Source organism: Gordonia rhizosphera NBRC 16068 (genome assembly GCF_000298195.1).
Lineage (GTDB): Bacteria > Actinomycetota > Actinomycetes > Mycobacteriales > Mycobacteriaceae > Gordonia > Gordonia rhizosphera.
Genome location: NZ_BAHC01000185.1, coordinates 1 through 15,709, shown reverse-complemented (window position 1 = coordinate 15,709; position 15,709 = coordinate 1). Strand labels below are relative to the sequence as shown.

The following is a 15,709-nucleotide window of genomic DNA, read 5'->3' as shown; positions in this document are numbered from 1 at the left end:
TATGGTGATTGGCACCACAGTCACCACCGACGAGGAGCACCACATGCGCAACGAGGGCGTGGGAACCTGGCCATTCCGGGCGTCGCGTCAATCACCGGACGCGACTGCGATCGTGTTCCGCGACGAGGAACTCACATATCAGCAACTGGTCGAGCGAACCGCGCGGCTGGCGCACGCACTGGCGCAGCTGGGTGTCGGCCGTGGTGACCGAGTCGCCCTCCTGAGCGCGAATCACCCCGCCTACCTCGAAGGCTTGTTCGCCGCCGGGTTGCTGGGAGCCGTCCTCGTTCCGCTCAACGCCCGCCTGACCACGCCCGAGGTCGCCTACGCGCTGGGTGATTGCGGAGCTCGGGTCCTCATCCACTCGGCCGCGCTGTCGGATATCGCGATCACCGCGACGGCGGAGGCCGGTGGCGGGCAGCGTGTCGTCGTCGACGGAGAGCCGGACGACGACGCCCTCGGCTACGAGGCGATCATCGCCGCGGCGAGTGCCGAGATCATCGACTGCGAGGTCACCCACGACGATCCGTGCTTCATCATGTACACCTCTGGCACGACCGGTAACCCGAAGGGTGTGGTGCTCACCCACGGTGGTGTCACGTTCGCCGTGATGAACCCGATCATCGACCTCGATCTCTGCAGTGACGAGGTAGCGTTGGTCGCCGCGCCTCTGTTCCACACGGCCGCATTGAATTACATCTCGCTGCCGACCCTGCTCAAGGGTGGAACGGTGGTCATCGAGGAGGGATTCGAGCCCGGGCGCGCACTACGGATCATCGCCGAGCGCGGGGTCACCTATTCGTTCGGTGTCCCGACGATGCTGGACGCCATGAGTTCTCATCCCGACTTCGCAGGCACGGACCTGTCGTCGATCCGCCGATGGATCGTCGCGGCGGCACCGGTACCCCCGCGCACCCTGCACACGTACGTGGCGCGCGGTGTGAATCTGTGTCAGGGTTACGGACTCACCGAGACCGGACCGGGCGCGCTCGTGCTCACGCCGAAGAACGTGGAGCGCAAGATCGGTAGCGCCGGGGTGCCGCAGTTCTTCACCGATGTCCGCGTCGTCGACGCCGACGGTGTGGAGACCAAACCCGGTGAGCGCGGCGAGATCCAGATCCAGGGCCGCAACGTGATGCGCGAGTACTGGGGCCGTCCGGATGCGACAGACGCCGCGTTCACGGCCGACGGATGGTTCCGATCGGGCGATGTGGGCGTGCGAGATGACGAGGGCTACATCACCATCGTGGACCGCCTCAAGGACATGATCATCTCCGGCGGAGAGAACATCTACCCGGCTGAGATCGAAGCCGTGATCTTGGGGATGCCGGGTGTCGTCGGCTGTGGCGTGTTCGGCGTGATGCACGAGAAATGGGGCGAGGTAGGTTGCGCGGCAATCACTCTCGAACGAGGCGCTGAGCTGACCTTCGCGGAGCTGGAGGCGTACCTCGGAGAACGTCTGGCCAAGTACAAGATCCCGAAGTCGATGGTGCTGCTCGACGACATCCCCCGCAACGCGACGGGCAAGATTCGCAAGGACCGCCTTCGCGAGATATACGCGACGCCGGCCTGAGGCGAGGCGTCGTCGGGGGCGAGACGTCGTCGGGGCGCGTCGTTGTCGTCGGTCCCGGACCATCGTCGATCGTGCACAGATTTCCGTCGACCGTGCACAGAATTCCGTCGAGCGTGCAGAGATTCCCGTCGAGGCTGCGCAGGAACATCTTGCGTGCACGGTCGAGACGTGAACTGGGCACGGTCGACGGATGACTGCGCACGATCGACGGAAATTTGTGCACTCTCGGCGATCTGGTGGCTCGAGGTTGCCGTCGGCGGGAGACTGGGTGCTGTCGGTGAATTCGAGGGTGCTGTCGGCGAATTCGAGGTTGCCGTCGGCGGGAGACTGGGTGCTGTCGGTGAATTCGAGGGTGCTGTCGGCGAGATTCGGGTTGTCAGGACGTCTCGGTGGCGAGGACGCGCGACAGCACGGCACGCAGCGTGTCGATCTCGCTGTCGTCGGAGCCCACGAGGTGTTGCGCAGCGGCGGCGTCGGTGATCTTGCGGGCCTGGCTGCAGAGTTCGAGGCCGGCATCCGTGGCGACGATCAGCTTGTTGCGTCGGTCCTCGGGGTCAGTGTTGCGGACCACAAGGCCGCGGCCCTCCAGGTCGTCGACGAGTGCGACGATCTGGCTTGGATCGAGACCGACGTCTGCGGCGAGTCGTCGTTGTGTGATGCCTTCGGGCTGGTCGCAGACCGTCGCGAGCACGCTGTAAGCCCGCACCTTGAGGCCGAGGGGCGCGAGTGCACGATTGGCGGACTTGGCCAGCAAAGCGCTGACGCGGGCCATCAAGAAACCGAGATCGTCGGTGATCGGCTGTTGACGTTGACGCTGCATGGTCCTCCTTCCGTCCAGCAGAGAGAATACCAGACCGACAATCATTGACAATCTCAATTATTGATGGTCTACTCACATTGTCAGCTTCGATCGCCTCAGGAGGCACTCATGGATCTCACCGGCAAGGTCGCCATCGTCACGGGTAGCGGCCAAGGACTCGGACTCGCCTATGCCAAGGAACTCGCGCGCGGCGGCGCGGCGGTCGTGGTCAACGACGTGCGGCAGGAGACCGCCGATACCGCGGTCGCCGAGATCGTCGCAGAGGGCGGGAAGGCGGTTGCCGTTGTCGCCCCGGTCGGCAGTACCGAGACCGCGCGGGCGCTCGTGCAGGCCGCCGTCGACAACTTCGGCCGCCTCGACATCCTGGTCACCAATGCCGGAATCCTGCGCGACAAGGTGCTGTGGAAGATGACCGACGAGGACTTCGACGCCGTCGTCAACGTCCACCTCCGGGGTACCTTCACCTGTGCTCGCGAGGCCGTGAACCGATTCCGTGAGCAGGGCGAGGGCGGACGCATCATCTGCATCGGCTCGCCTGCCGGCCAACGCGGCAACTTCGGCCAGACCAACTATTCGGGCGCGAAGGCCGGCATCGTCGGGATGGTCCGCACCTGGGCGATGGAACTGAAGAAGGCCGGGATCACCGCCAATGCGGTGTGCCCGGTCGCGGTTACCGCCATGACCGAGACCGTGCCGATCTTCAAGCCCTTCATCGACGAGGCCAAGGAGACCGGGATTCTTCCCGACGTGATCCGCCGTGAGGTCGGCATGGGCACGCCGGAGGATGTCGCCGGTGTCATCGCCTTCCTCGCTTCCGATGCCGCAGCCGACATCACCGGGCAGGCCATCTCCATCGGCGGTGACCGCCTGGCTTTGTGGTCGCACCCGGAGATGACTGAAACCGCCTATCACGACGGCGGTTTCAGCGCCGACGAGATCGCCGCGGTGTGGCCTGGCACGTTCGCGAACAATCTCGAGTCGGTCGGCGAGGAATTCCCCGCCGAGGTCCTGGCGGTGACCAAGTGAGCACCCGCTACGAATACGGCGTCGACTTCGACGCCATCAAGGCCATCGACTTCCACACCCACGTCGAGATCGACGGCTGCGGACATCATTCGATGGACGACGAACTGATGGCGGCCTCCGAGAAGTACTTCAAGTCCGGCGAGGAGCGCAGTCCCTCCATCGAAGCGATGGCCCAGCACTACCGGGACCGCAACATCGCGGCCGTGGTCTTCACCGTCGACGCGCAGTCGGCGACCGGACATCCGCCGAACAGCGTCGAGGAAATCGCTGAACGCGCAGCAGAATTCAACGACGTTCTCATCCCGTTCGGATCTGTCGATCCATTGCTGGGGAAGGCCGCCGTCAAGCGGGTGCATCGCCTGGTCGACCAGTTCGGGGTGAAGGGCTTCAAGTTCCACCCGAGCATGCAGGGATTCGAACCCAACGACCGCCGTTTCTATCCGCTGTACGAGGCAATCGTCGAATGCGGTGTGCCGGCGCTGTTCCACACCGGTCAGACCGGTATCGGCGCGGGGTTGCCCGGTGGACATGGCATCAAGCTGCGGTACTCGGATCCGATGCTGCTCGACGACGTCGCCGCGGACTTCCCCGACATGACCATTGTCATGGCGCATCCTGCCGTGCCCTGGGTCGACGCGCAGATCTCCATCGCCACCCACAAGGCGAATGTCTACATCGACCTGTCCGGGTGGTCGCCGAAGTACTTCCCGCCGCAGCTCGTACGCGCCGCCAATTCGATGCTGCGCCAGAAGGTTCTGTTCGGTTCGGATTTCCCGGTCATCCAGGTCGACCGATGGCTCGCCGACTACGCGAAGCTCGACATGAAACCCGAAGTGGAGCCGCTGCTCTTCAAGGAGAACGCGATGCGTGTTCTCGGTATCAAGCACTGACTTTCCCACGACACGAAGGATTCTCACTCATGACCACTGCAACGCAGGCTTTCGCCACCAAGGTCGCGACCCTGGCCGATCTCGACCCCCTCGTCGGTCAGGTCATCGGTGTCAGCTCCTGGTTCCCGGTCGAACAGCCGCGGATCAACACCTTCGCCGACGCCACCGACGACCACCAGTGGATTCACGTCGACCCGGAGCGTGCCACGAAGGAGAGCCCGTTCGGCGGGCCGATCGCCCACGGCTACCTGACGCTGTCGCTGATCATCCCGATGTTCTCCGAGATCTTCTCCGTGGACAGCATCAAGATGGCCGTCAACTACGGGCTGAACAAGGTCCGGTTCACCAGCCCGGTGCCGGCCGGTGGTCGGGTCCGGCTGAACGCGACCCTCAAGTCGGTCGAGCACCTGCCGAAGGGCGGCGTGCAGATCGCCATCGACGGGGTCATCGAACTCGAGAACAGCGAGCGTCCGGCGGTCGTCGTCGAGGGTGTGTACCGCTACTTCGAGTGAGCGCCGTCGAAGGCGGACAGGGACTCGTCGATCCGCGGCCACGTCTGGGCGGCCGCATCGCTGCCGGCGATCAGCCCGAGGTGACTCGTCTCGACCGTGGTGAAGCGCACCTGGGCTGATCCGGTGAACACCTCCACCCCGTGGTGGGCGCCGGCCCAGCTGACGATCGCGTCGCGGTGGTTGCCGAACAGCTGGATGGGCGAGGTGATCGAGCTGAGGTCCACCGGTCGGCCGTCGAAATGCAGGACACCGGTGGCGATCTCGTTGTGGAAGACGAGATTGGTCCACATCTGCTCGGATAGTTTGCCGGGATATCCGGGCAGCACCTCCTGGAACCAGTCGATCACCTGCATCCGGGCGAGCGCCTCGGTGTTGTCGGCGTTGCGCAGGATGTAGCCGGGCTTGCGTAGTTCCCGCTGCCACGCCGTCGCCCGGTAGCCCGCCCGCACCAGCGGCGCGGGAATGCCGCCCATCGCCCGCAGAGCCAGCGCGATGGGGGTCGGGCCGATCGGCCGTGTGATGGTCCGAACCAGCGGGTACGGCTGAATGACCGAATAGTCCAGCGGGGTGCCGATGGCCGTGATCGTCCGAATCGGCAGTTCGGGGTGGGCGGCGGCCGTCAGGAACGCGACGGTTCCGCCCAGGCTCCACGCCACTAGATCGACGCCGTCGAGGTCGTCACCGGCATCGTCGAGGACCCGCCCGAGGGCCTGTGGGACGATGTCGTCGAAGAAGTCCTCGAACCCGAGATGGCGGTCGGCGTAGCTCATTTCGTCGAAGTCCACGACGTAGGGGATGCGGCCGATCGACAGTAGGAAGGCCACGACCGACATATCCGGCGCGAGGTCATAGCACCGCGCGGGCACCGCCAGCGGCGGGATCAGCAGCACCGGGCGACGACGCGCCGAGCGGGCGGCGGCGAACTCGTCGTCGGAGCCGTAACGGAGCAGCGTGCGGTGCTGGGCCTGCGCGATCACCGTGTGCGGTGTCGGGCGGTCCTCGGCGACACGGTCGCCGCGGGTCAATCGGTAAAGAGTGCGGACGCCGTCAAACATGCGACGGAGTATACAAAGCGCAGGAACCGGGATGCTCGAGCATGGTACTGGTAGGGTGCGGCCGAGACCTACCGGGACGGGGGCACGATGAAGTATCTGGCGGGGCTCGGCGCCTTCGTTCTCGAACTGGTCGCCTGGGGTGCGGTGGCATCGCTCGGGCTGGTGTTCGCCGGCACCGGGGTGATCGGATGGCTGGTCTCCGTGGTGATCCTGATCGCGGTGGTCGGCTTCTGGGGTGTGTTCATGGCGCCGAAGGCGGCCCACCGGCTGCCCATGGTGCCGTATTACGTGGTGAAGGCGATCATCTATCTTGTCGCCGCGTATGCGATCTTCCGCGCGAGTCCGGTTTGGGCGCTCGTCTTCGTGGTCGCCGTCGTGATCACCGAACCGCTGTTCTATCGACACAACACGGGTCAGGAAGGTCCGCCGCGGCGCTGACCGCGGTCCCGAGTCGACGAAGCGGGCGGTGGGCAACACACCCGCCACCCACCGCCCCGCTTCGTATCGGTTACTGCTTCTGGCGGAGTTCCCGGCGCAGGATCTTGCCGGTGACCGTCTTGGGCAGTTCGCCGACGATCTCCACCTCCCGCGGATACTTGTAGGCCGCCATCTGTTCTTTGCAGAACGCGACGAGTTCCTCAGGCGTCGCCGTCGCGTCGTCGCGCAGGGACACATAGGCTTTCACGGTTTCCCCGCGGTACTCGTCGGGAACACCGATGACCGCCGCCTCGCGCACAGCCGGATGGGTGTAGAGCACGTCCTCCACCTCGCGTGGCCAGACCTTGTATCCGGATGCGTTGATCATGTCCTTCTTGCGGTCGACGAGGTAGAACCAACCGTCGGCGTCCATGAATCCGACGTCCCCCGTGCGCAATTCGCCGCCCGGGAGCGATTCGGCGGTCTTCTCCGGTTTGTTCCAGTAGCCCTTGACCACCTGGGGTCCCGAGGTCGCGAACTCGCCGATCTCACCCACCGGTACGTCGTCGCCGTTCTCGTCGATGACCCGGACCACGGTGTTGAATACGGGCACTCCCACCGACAACGCCCCCGACGCCGGATCGACCGGCGCCCGCACGCCCAACGGCACACCGTGCGACGGTGACGACGTCTCGGTCAGGCCGTAGATGTTGTGGATGTAGGCTCCGAAGACCTTCTCCAGCCGATCACCCATCGCGGGTGCGATCGGCGCACCACCCGAATAGAGGATGCGCAGACTGGCGAAGTCGTCCGGGGTGGCCCCTGGCGCGGCCGACAGCGCGTTGAACGCGGTGATCGCCGCCACCGTGAACACCGGCCTGTGCTCGCGGATCGCGTCGAGCGTCACATCTGGGGCGAAGCGGTGTGCCAGGGTCAGTGGCGTCCGGGCGAGCATCGCCAGCATCACGTGGCCAACCAGTCCGGTGATGTGGAACAAGGGGGCGATACCCAGTACACCCTCACCCGGCTTCAGCCCGGTCCAGTCCCGGTACGTCTGGGCGTTGAACGCCAGGTTGCCATGAGTGTTCATGGCGCCCTTGGGCTCTCCGGTTGTGCCAGAGGTGTAGGTGAGGACCGCGGTGTCGTCGGCGGACAATTCCGGCGCGGGTAGTGGTGTGCCGTCGTGGTTCTCGATGATCTCCACCAGGTCGACGGTTCCCGGACTGCGCCGCCGGGCGACACCCTCAAAAAGCCTTGGGTCGTCACGCGTCTGGAAATCCAGCGGCGATGTCGTGATGACGGTACGTACCGACGTGTTCCCGGTGGCGATGACCGGTTCCGCCACATCGACGTAGAGATCGTCGAGGGTGAGGAGCGCGGTGGCACCCGAGTCGCCGAGGATGTAGGTCAGCTCGCGTTGCTTGTTCATCGGGTTGACCGCCACCGCGATGCCGCCGGCCCGCCATGCGGCGAGCAGACCGATGATGAACGACGGGTTGTTCTGCACGTACACCGCGAGACGGTCGCCCGGCGAGAAGCCCTCGGCAACGAGGGTTGCCGCCAACGCGGTGGCGGCCCGATCCACCTCGGCGAAGGTGAGGGTCTTGTCGAAGTAGTAGATGAACGGCTCGTCGGGTCCGGCCGATGCCGCGGCGTCGAAAACATCCAACGCCGTGGCGTATTCGGCCTCGATGTCGGCCGGGCTGCCCGCGGGGTAGCGGGCCAGCCACGGCCGGTCGGCGTAACTCACTTGATCACCACCGGGTTCACCGGAGACCCCGTGGCATTGTGGATCTTCAGCGGTGCGGCCACGTAGAAGAACTCGTAGGCGCCGTCCTCGGCACAGTCGGCGGCGAGCTTCTCCAGATCGCAGATCTCGGTGAACGCGATACCCAGGTTGCGCATCAGCGCGTTGTGCAGGACGAGTGCGACGCCGTTGTGCGGGTCGGTGGTGACCTCGTTGGCGATGGTGTCGGTGACCAGGTTCGGGATCTCTTTGTCCTGGAACCACTGCACGAGTTCCGGCGAGTAGACGAGTCCGGGTTCGCAGAAGTCCTCGTAGAAGCCCTCACCCTGGCGGAAGAACAGTTCGAGGTGGTTGGTGCGGATCAGCAGGATGTCGCGCGGACGGATCTCGATACCCTGTGCGGCGGCGCACTTCTCGAGATCGGTGTGGTCGAAGGTCTCGCGCGGCCCCAGGCAGTCCACGCCCTGGTAACGGGCCATGTCGAGCAGGACTGCCCGACCGGCGACACCGCGCTCGGCGATGGGCTCGACGCTGGCCTTGTCCAGACCGCCGATGGTGGTGCGAGCGTCGTACCCGTTCCAGATCTGGCCGTCGTACCAGACGTGTCCGAGCGCGTCGTACTGTGTGGAACCCTGCAGGAAAGCGTTGATCTTGTCGTCGGCGTAGTGCAGACCGCCGGGGAAGGCGGGTCCGTCGCCGCCCTCGTCCCAGTGGGACTCGTCGAGGATCATCTCGCGCGTCGCGGGGCTGCGGCCGGGCCAGACCGGGTCACCGTTCGGGTCGCCGATAAGGCGCTGGAGGGTGAACAGCGCACCCTTCTTGATCAACGATGCGCCGCGCAGCACCTGCTCGGCCGTGAGGTAGTTCAGGCTGCCCACCTCGTCGTCGGGGCCCCATTTGCCCCAGTTGCTGGGCGAGCCGTCGAGCAGTTCGGTCAGATCGGGTGCAGTGGTCATGAGCGTCCTCTCCGCTGAGTGATGACGATGAACTGAACGTTCCGATCGAACGTTCGGGATGTTCAGTGAGATGAGCATCACAGGGAATCGGGCGCGCGTCAAGGGGCTGACCCGAACCGAATCTCGATGTCCGGAGCGGGGTTTCGAAGTTCAGCTTCCCTGAACTCGTGGCGGTGCCTGCATCATCGCCAGTGAGTGGTCGGCGTATTGACGAGCGACCTCGCCGGCCGACATCGGTCCGGTGGCGGAGAACCAGTACGGCAGGGCCATGCACATGGTGGCGACGGCGCGTGCGGTGTCGCGTGGATGGGCGGTGGTGAAGGTGCCGTCCTCGGTCGCGGCGACTGCGGCGGCATCGAGCCGGTCCTGGAGTCGTCTCCGCATGGCGACGATGCGACTGCGGTCGGGTTCCTCGAGGCTTCGCATCTCCGTCGCGGAGATGAACGCGAGGTCGCGGCGCATTGTGTGGTAGAGGGCAATGGCCTCCACCATCCGCATGAATCGTTCGGCGGGCGCGCCGCCCTCGGCATCTGCGGCGATTACCCGTGATTCGAGATCGTGCAGCGTCAGGTCCATCAGCGTGGCGAGCAGATGCTGTTTGCTGCGGTGGTAGTGGTAGATGCCCGCGACGCTGCTGTCGGCGGCGGTTGCCACCAGCCGCATCGTGGCGCCGTGATAGCCCATCTCGGTGAACACCTCGATCGCGGCCCGCAGCGCCGGGTCGAGGTCCAACTCGGCGAAGTATCGCCAGTCGCCCGCGGCCGCGGGCGGGACCTCGGCATCCTCGGCGACCTCGGGTTGCGGACGCAGCAGGTGCGCCGGCGGGACGTCGAGGTGCCGGGCGATCTCGGTGAGCCGGTCGATGGTCAGAGCGACCTTCCCGTTCTCGATGGCGCTCATCGTCCCGACGCTCACGCCGATCGCCGACGCGAGAGCGCGCAGCGTCAGCCCAGACCGGACGCGGGCCTGCCGCACCGCCGGCCCTGCCCCATTGTGTTCAGGCATGCTGAACAGACTACTTGTTGGTGGGAGGGCCGGTGGCGTCCGTAGACTTCTGCTGGAGGGTTCGCCGCGTGAGGGGAGGGAGGGAGTCGGCGTGACGACGTACGACGACCGACCATGGCTTGCGCACTACGACGGTCGTCCCGCCCATCAGCGCGTCGAGTACGGCACCGCGCTCGACATCTTCGACGCCGCGGTGGCGGGCGCCCCCGATGGTCCGGCGATTCATTACTTCGATGCCACGATGACGTGGGCCGAACTCGATGCGGCCTCCGATGCCCTGGCCGCACTATTGGCCGCCCGCGGGTTCCGCTCCGGTCATCGTCTGGCGCTGTTCGTTCAGAACAACCCGGCCTTCGTCATCGGACTTGTCGCGGCGTGGAAATGCGGTGGCATCGCCACGGCGATCACTCCGATGAGCAAGAGTGACGAGTTCGCCTATTTCCTCCGGCGGTACCGGCCGACGGGGTTGCTGGCGCTCGACGATCTCTACCTCGAGATCGCCAGGGATGTGCTTTCCGACACCGAGCGTGACATCACGGTGCCGATCGTCGTGACCGTTTCGGCGCTCGACGGTCAGTCGCGTGATGACCCGCGGATCTTCGACGGTGTGCGGCGACACCGACCGGCGGACACGATCGACCTGGCGTCGTTGATTGCCGATCACCCGGGCGGACGCCCGATCCGGCGTCCGGTCGGTCCAGGTGACGTCGCTGTGTTGCTGGGGACGTCGGGCACCACAGGCTTTCCGAAGGGTGCACAGATCAGCCACGCGAATCTGACCTTCAATACACAGACCTACCGCGACTGGACACGGTTGCGCGCGGGTGAACCGATTCTGGCGCTCGCGCCCGTCTTTCATGTCACCGGACTCGTCGGCGCGGTGACGCTGGCGATGCTGATGCGATCCCCGCTGGTGCTGACCCACCGCATCGCGCCCGCGGTGATCGCCGACGCGATCCGTGAGTGGCAACCGGCTTTCGCCGTCGCCGCGATCACCGCCTACTTGGGCCTTGCCGACGAATCGGACATCACCCGCGACGAGATGAGTTCTCTGCGATTGCGCTATTCGGGTGGCGCGCCGATCGATCCCGTCGTCGAGCAACGGCTCGAGGATGCGCTCGGCGGATACGTGCACAACATCTACGGGCAGACCGAGACCACCTCCCCGTCGCATATCGTGCCGCCGGAACTGCGCGCGCCGGTCGACAAGGAGACCGGGGTGCTGTCGGTCGGTATCCCGGTGTCGGACACCGTGGTGCGCGTCGTCGACGACGAGGGCCGCGACCTCCCGGTCGGGGAGATCGGGGAGTTGATCACCACCGGACCGCAGGTCATCCCCGGCTACTGGGAGGACCCCGAGGCGACCGCGACGGCCCTCTCAGGTGGTGAGTTGCACACCGGCGACATCGGGTTCATGGATGACGACGGGTGGTTCTACGTCGTCGACCGGAGCAAGGACGTGATCAACGCCTCCGGGTACAAGATCTGGCCGCATGAGGTGGAACTGGTGCTCGGCCGCCATCCGGATGTCGAGGAGGTGGCGGTCGTAGGGATTCCCGACGACTACCGAGGCGAGAGTGCGAAGGCGTTCGTGGTGCTGCGGCCCGGGAGTTTGGTGTCCGAGGCCGATCTGGTGGAGTACTGCCGCGCACGGATGGCGGCGTACAAGTATCCGCGCGAGGTGGAGTTGGTCGGTGCGCTACCCCGGTCGGCGACGGGGAAGTTGTTGCGGCGCAGGCTGCGTGATGGGTGAGGGTCGAGACAAACGATCTGGGCGTCGTCTGATCACAGCCGTTCGCGAAGCTCGCGACGAAGAATCTTCCCCGACGCGGACTTCGGTATGACCTCGACGAATGAGACCTTGCGGATCATCTTGTATGGCGCAACGCGGCTCTGCACGTGTTCGAGGACGGCGTCGATCGTGAGGTTCGATCCCGGTGCCCGAACGACGAACGCGTGCGGCGCCTCGTCGCCGTTGCCCAGTGGGTGGCCGACAACTGCGGTGTCCGCAATCTGACGGTGTTCCAATAGAATTCCCTCAAGTTCCGCCGGTGCGACCTGGTACCCCTTGTACTTGATGAGCTCTTTGAGTCGGTCGACGATCGTCACGTGTCCGGCGGCGTCCACGACCGCGATGTCGCCGGTGTGCAGATAGCCTTCGTCGTCGAGGGCTCCCGCGGTGGCCTGGGCGTTGTCCAGATAGCCGACCATCACGTTGGGTCCGCTGCACCACAACTCGCCCGGGGAACTGGTGCCGGTCGTGGGTTGCTGGATTTCTGTGTCGTTCTCGGGATCTACGAGTTTGCAGGACATGTTCGGCACCGCGAAGCCCACGGATGCGGCTGGGATGGTCGTGTCCGCAAGCGGCGCGATGTGACTGACGGGGCTCATCTCGGTCATCCCGTAGGCCTGTCGTACTGCGCAGCCAAACCGTCGTTCCACCGTTTCGGCAAGCGCCGAGTCCAAGGGGGCGGCCCCCGACAGTATGAGGCGGACCGAGGAGAGGTCGTAGACGTCGACCAGCGGAGACTTACCGAGCGCAACCATCACCGGCGGTGCGACCGGTAGATGGGTTCCCCGCCAGGCCTCGATCGCCGAGAGGAATCGCTCGAGGTCGAACCGTCGCATCGTCACGATGGTCGCCCGCTTGCGCAGCGACAGGTTGACGACGACGGACATTCCATAGATGTGGGCAAACGGCAGGATTCCGACCACCGTGGAGTTCTCATCCACGCCAATGGCTTCGTCGAGCTGGGCGACGTTGGCTACGAGATTGCGATGGCTGAGCAGCACACCCTTCGGCACGCCTGTCGTCCCGGACGAGTAGGGGATGGCCGCGATATGTGACTGCGGGTCCGTAACTCGATCCGGAATCGGCGTAACCGCATCGGGATACAGGTCGATGTCGTCGAGGAGCCGAACACGGTCGCTCGTGAGTCCAGCGATCTCGGCGCCGGCACGGGCGGCGGTCGCGGTCGCGGAGTCGGTGAAGACCACGACGGCGTTGGAATGGCTGATCTGCTTGCCTACCTCCTCTGCCGTTGCGAGCGTGGTCAGCGGTGTCACGGTGACCCCGGCTTTGAGGTATCCGAGATAGGCGATCACCCATCGCGCAGAGTTGGGCCCCATCAGCGCGGCGACATCGCCCGCGCGGGCGTCGGCCGTGATGAGCGCGGCAAAGTTGTCAACCGCACGGCTCAGCTGGCCGTAGGTCAACACCTCGCCGCTGTCATGGTCGACCAGTGCGCGCCGCTGAAGGTCGTCGGGCGTCAATCCGCTGAGCAGATGTGACACCAAGCCGGTGTCGGGGATCGAGACGGACCGGAATGGACTAGCGAACGACATGGCGATCTGATCCTGTTCTTCGGCACTCGATACTTGGGCGAGAGTGCTTGACCTATTGGTGTCCTCGGTCACGTTAGAGACCGACGGACATAATTTCCAAGAACAAAATATTCATGAACATATAATGAAAGAGTTATGCTTCTACCGATCGTCGGCATCATGAATCTCTTATGTCTGAGTCCAATTATTGGTATTTGCGTTTACGTCAGGCCGGAATACCGTGATCAGGGTCACGTGGAGCCCACCGCGGCACCATCCCTCACAGCGAAAAGGGACTCTCATGAAATCGCAATCTCTCGACCCGTCTGAGCTGCACTTCGGATACTTCTTTCCGTCCGGCAAGACGAACTTTCTGTACTCGGACGAGGCGGCATCGACCCGGCCCGACATGAACAAGGCCAACTTGCTCGCCCTTGCCCAAGCGGCGGAGGACGTGGGCTTCGACTCCCTGTTCATCGCGGACAACTGGTCCGGCCACCAGCGGGCCGCCGAGCGCGGTGGCCACCAATCGCCGGCGTATCACGCTCCGCTGCTGGCCATGGCGCTCTTCGCCGCGACCGAGCACATCGGGGTGACCTCGACGTTCCACACGACTCATCACCACCCGACACACGTGGCTCGAATGGGAGCGACGCTGGACGCCTTCAGCGACGGGCGGTGGGCCTGGAACGTCGTCACCGGATTCAGCGCCGATGAGACGGCACTGTTCGGCGAGGATTTCATCGAGCACGACGAGCGGTATCGAATGGCGTCGGAGTTCGTCGAGGTGGTCGAGGCTTTGTGGAGCGAAGGGGAGCCGATCGACCACAAGGGCACCTACTATCGGGCAAAGGGTCGTATCAAACTGCCCCGGCCGGCCGCCAAGCCTCGGCCCCTGCTGGTCAGTGCCGGCGCCTCGCCGGCCGGCACCGCATTCGCAGCGCGCCATTGCGATCAGCTGGTTGCCATGGGTAACTCCGTTGAGATGGTTGCCGGCGCCGGTGCGCGACTCGCGGAGCAGACCGCGGTCACCGGCCGTGAGGTGGGGTTGTGCCCGTTTTCGATGGCACTGATTCGAGAGGGCGACGGCGAGGCGGAGGAGGTCTTCGAACGTCTGCTCACCTCGCTCAACATCGATGCGACGAAGGAGATCGCGACCGACGTCATCGGGTCCATCGAATCCACCCAAGAAATGTGGGCTGAAATGGGAGTCGAGAAGGCGGCACGCGCGTTCGGGGCCGCGGGCTCGATGCTGAAGTTCATCGGAACCCCGGCCCACGTGGCTGAGCAGATCCTCGAGCTCAAGAAGTCGACGGACGCGACGAACCTGCTGATCAACTTCCCGCTGTGGAGCCCCGCCGAGCTGCAGACCTTCGCTCCGGTGCTGGAGATCCTCCGTGAAGCCGGGGTCTGGAGTCCGCCGGCGGATCGGAATCATTCGTGGTGATCTCGGATATCGAACTCGCGCAAGGCTGTACGGATGGCGGAGACCACATCCCGCTGAAGGGGTGAGGGAATTCGGTCTCGTCGTTGCAGCAATACGATGCGTTCGGTGAGGTGCAGATCCGGTACGTCGATCTCGTGTAGCCGAGGGTCGTCGGCGAGTGCGTAGACGGGTGCGAAGATCGCCCAGTCATTCGCACTCGCCGCGCGGATCATCGCCTCGGAGTGGCCGAGACGCAGCGTGAAATGCGGTTCCGGCGCATCGGCGGCCCGGAGCTGTTCGACGAGATTACGTTGGTAGACAACGTCACTCGGGGCTCCGATGAACGGCAATTGCATCGCCTCGGCGACCGTCATGGAGGTTCCGGGAGTGACGAGGTCTGCCGTGGCGAAGATCCCGAGACGCGCCTGCACCAGCAGCTCGAGGGTCATGGAATCGGGGATGTCGCGCTCATCCCAGTTCAACACGGCGAAGTCGAACTCCCCGGTGTCGACACCGTGCACCACTTCGTCGGGCCGGCCGACCGCGACGGTGATGTCGGCCTGCGGGCGCTCCTGGCCCAGTCGTGCGACCGTCGGCGGGATCAGATACGTACCGACGGCCATGCTTGATGCGATGATCACACGGCCGGTCTGTCCGGATGAGAGGTCGCCGACCTCTCGTCGGATCTGTGCGGCCCCCGCGAGCACCTCCTTGGCCCACGCCGCGGTGCGTTCACCCGCTTCGGTGAGCACCAGCCGATTGCCCCGACGGACGAAAAGCCGAGCGCCGACCCATGACTCGAGTGCGCGAATCTGCGCCGACACCGCAGGCTGCGCGATCATCAAGACCTCCGCAGCCCGGGTCACGCTTCTCTCCTCGACGACCAGCCGAAACACCTCCAGCCGGCGGAATGACAGCTGCGTATCCATATCCACTCCATAACGATCTGCATATGTGC

14 protein-coding genes are annotated in these 15,709 nt (G+C 65.0%); 7 read left to right on the top strand and 7 right to left on the bottom strand.

Features of this window, described 5'->3' with window-relative positions; genetic code table 11:
• The first annotated feature begins 43 nt into the window (after positions 1 to 43).
• Entirely contained in the window at positions 44 to 1,573 is a 1,530-nt protein-coding gene (locus tag GORHZ_RS22385) for an acyl-CoA synthetase (protein ID WP_040533029.1), read from the top strand.
• 376 nt (positions 1,574 to 1,949) lie between these two features.
• On the opposite strand, the gene GORHZ_RS22380 is transcribed toward GORHZ_RS22385, so the two are convergent.
• On the bottom strand, positions 1,950 to 2,393 hold the full coding sequence (locus GORHZ_RS22380; RefSeq protein ID WP_006337247.1) for a MarR family winged helix-turn-helix transcriptional regulator: 444 nt from the start codon (positions 2,391 to 2,393) through the stop codon (positions 1,950 to 1,952).
• 108 nt (positions 2,394 to 2,501) lie between these two features.
• Between GORHZ_RS22380 and GORHZ_RS22375 the strand changes: the two genes are divergently transcribed.
• The 3 genes from GORHZ_RS22375 to GORHZ_RS22365 are packed head-to-tail and all read left to right on the top strand — an operon-like array spanning position 2,502 to position 4,821.
• Complete coding sequence (locus GORHZ_RS22375) at positions 2,502 to 3,419, top strand: SDR family NAD(P)-dependent oxidoreductase (RefSeq protein WP_006337246.1); 918 nt, start codon at positions 2,502 to 2,504, stop codon at positions 3,417 to 3,419.
• Positions 3,416 to 4,309 carry a 4-hydroxyphenyl-beta-ketoacyl-CoA hydrolase gene (gene couO, locus GORHZ_RS22370; protein ID WP_006337244.1) on the top strand — a complete coding sequence of 298 codons (894 nt, stop codon included), beginning with the start codon at positions 3,416 to 3,418 and terminating at the stop codon, positions 4,307 to 4,309. Before GORHZ_RS22375 ends, couO begins: the two co-directional genes overlap by 4 nt.
• A gap of 29 nt (positions 4,310 to 4,338) precedes the next feature.
• Complete coding sequence (locus tag GORHZ_RS22365) at positions 4,339 to 4,821, top strand: MaoC family dehydratase (protein ID WP_006337233.1); 483 nt, start codon at positions 4,339 to 4,341, stop codon at positions 4,819 to 4,821.
• Here GORHZ_RS22365 and GORHZ_RS22360 read toward each other — a convergent pair.
• The gene (locus tag GORHZ_RS22360) at positions 4,809 to 5,876 is read right to left on the bottom strand and encodes a polyhydroxyalkanoate synthase family protein (protein WP_006337232.1); all 1,068 of its coding nucleotides are present in this window, start codon (positions 5,874 to 5,876) and stop codon (positions 4,809 to 4,811) included. The genes GORHZ_RS22365 and GORHZ_RS22360 overlap by 13 nt on opposite strands.
• Positions 5,877 to 5,963: 87 nt before the next feature.
• On the opposite strand from GORHZ_RS22360, the gene GORHZ_RS22355 reads away from it, so the two are divergent.
• On the top strand, positions 5,964 to 6,314 hold the full coding sequence (locus GORHZ_RS22355; protein ID WP_006337231.1) for a YrdB family protein: 351 nt from the start codon (positions 5,964 to 5,966) through the stop codon (positions 6,312 to 6,314).
• A gap of 70 nt (positions 6,315 to 6,384) precedes the next feature.
• On the opposite strand, the gene GORHZ_RS22350 is transcribed toward GORHZ_RS22355, so the two are convergent.
• The 3 genes from GORHZ_RS22350 to GORHZ_RS22340 form a co-directional block, all read right to left on the bottom strand.
• Positions 6,385 to 8,043 carry an AMP-binding protein gene (locus GORHZ_RS22350; RefSeq protein WP_006337230.1) on the bottom strand — a complete coding sequence of 553 codons (1,659 nt, stop codon included), beginning with the start codon at positions 8,041 to 8,043 and terminating at the stop codon, positions 6,385 to 6,387.
• On the bottom strand, positions 8,040 to 8,996 hold the full coding sequence (locus GORHZ_RS22345; protein WP_006337229.1) for a cyclase family protein: 957 nt from the start codon (positions 8,994 to 8,996) through the stop codon (positions 8,040 to 8,042). The genes GORHZ_RS22350 and GORHZ_RS22345 overlap by 4 nt, the downstream gene beginning before the upstream one ends.
• A gap of 150 nt (positions 8,997 to 9,146) precedes the next feature.
• Positions 9,147 to 10,001, bottom strand: coding sequence for a TetR-type transcription factor C-terminal domain-containing protein (locus GORHZ_RS22340; protein ID WP_006337228.1), 855 nt, complete (start codon positions 9,999 to 10,001; stop codon positions 9,147 to 9,149).
• 91 nt (positions 10,002 to 10,092) lie between these two features.
• On the opposite strand from GORHZ_RS22340, the gene GORHZ_RS22335 reads away from it, so the two are divergent.
• Entirely contained in the window at positions 10,093 to 11,754 is a 1,662-nt protein-coding gene (locus GORHZ_RS22335) for a class I adenylate-forming enzyme family protein (protein WP_006337227.1), read from the top strand.
• 32 nt (positions 11,755 to 11,786) lie between these two features.
• Here the strand turns inward: GORHZ_RS22335 and GORHZ_RS22330 are convergent, their stop codons facing one another.
• Positions 11,787 to 13,346, bottom strand: a complete 1,560-nt coding sequence (locus tag GORHZ_RS22330; RefSeq protein WP_006337226.1) for an AMP-binding protein — start codon at positions 13,344 to 13,346, stop codon at positions 11,787 to 11,789.
• A gap of 280 nt (positions 13,347 to 13,626) precedes the next feature.
• On the opposite strand from GORHZ_RS22330, the gene GORHZ_RS22325 reads away from it, so the two are divergent.
• A complete protein-coding gene (locus tag GORHZ_RS22325) occupies positions 13,627 to 14,772 on the top strand; it encodes an LLM class flavin-dependent oxidoreductase (protein ID WP_006337225.1) in 1,146 nt (381 codons plus the stop codon).
• Here GORHZ_RS22325 and GORHZ_RS22320 read toward each other — a convergent pair.
• Positions 14,760 to 15,680, bottom strand: a complete 921-nt coding sequence (locus GORHZ_RS22320) for a LysR family transcriptional regulator (RefSeq protein WP_006337223.1) — start codon at positions 15,678 to 15,680, stop codon at positions 14,760 to 14,762. The genes GORHZ_RS22325 and GORHZ_RS22320 overlap by 13 nt on opposite strands.
• Between the last annotated feature and the right edge of the window lie 29 nt (positions 15,681 to 15,709).

Coding starts and splice junctions, on each gene's coding strand:
- GORHZ_RS22380 (WP_006337247.1), bottom strand. CDS start 2,393: ATGCAGCGTCAACGTCAACAGCCGATCACCGACGATCTCGGTTTCTTG.
- GORHZ_RS22345 (WP_006337229.1), bottom strand. CDS start 8,996: ATGACCACTGCACCCGATCTGACCGAACTGCTCGACGGCTCGCCCAGC.
- GORHZ_RS22385 (WP_040533029.1), top strand. CDS start 44: ATGCGCAACGAGGGCGTGGGAACCTGGCCATTCCGGGCGTCGCGTCAA.
- GORHZ_RS22355 (WP_006337231.1), top strand. CDS start 5,964: ATGAAGTATCTGGCGGGGCTCGGCGCCTTCGTTCTCGAACTGGTCGCC.
- GORHZ_RS22325 (WP_006337225.1), top strand. CDS start 13,627: ATGAAATCGCAATCTCTCGACCCGTCTGAGCTGCACTTCGGATACTTC.
- GORHZ_RS22320 (WP_006337223.1), bottom strand. CDS start 15,680: ATGGATACGCAGCTGTCATTCCGCCGGCTGGAGGTGTTTCGGCTGGTC.
- GORHZ_RS22340 (WP_006337228.1), bottom strand. CDS start 10,001: ATGCCTGAACACAATGGGGCAGGGCCGGCGGTGCGGCAGGCCCGCGTC.
- GORHZ_RS22330 (WP_006337226.1), bottom strand. CDS start 13,346: ATGTCGTTCGCTAGTCCATTCCGGTCCGTCTCGATCCCCGACACCGGC.
- GORHZ_RS22375 (WP_006337246.1), top strand. CDS start 2,502: ATGGATCTCACCGGCAAGGTCGCCATCGTCACGGGTAGCGGCCAAGGA.
- GORHZ_RS22365 (WP_006337233.1), top strand. CDS start 4,339: ATGACCACTGCAACGCAGGCTTTCGCCACCAAGGTCGCGACCCTGGCC.
- GORHZ_RS22360 (WP_006337232.1), bottom strand. CDS start 5,876: ATGTTTGACGGCGTCCGCACTCTTTACCGATTGACCCGCGGCGACCGT.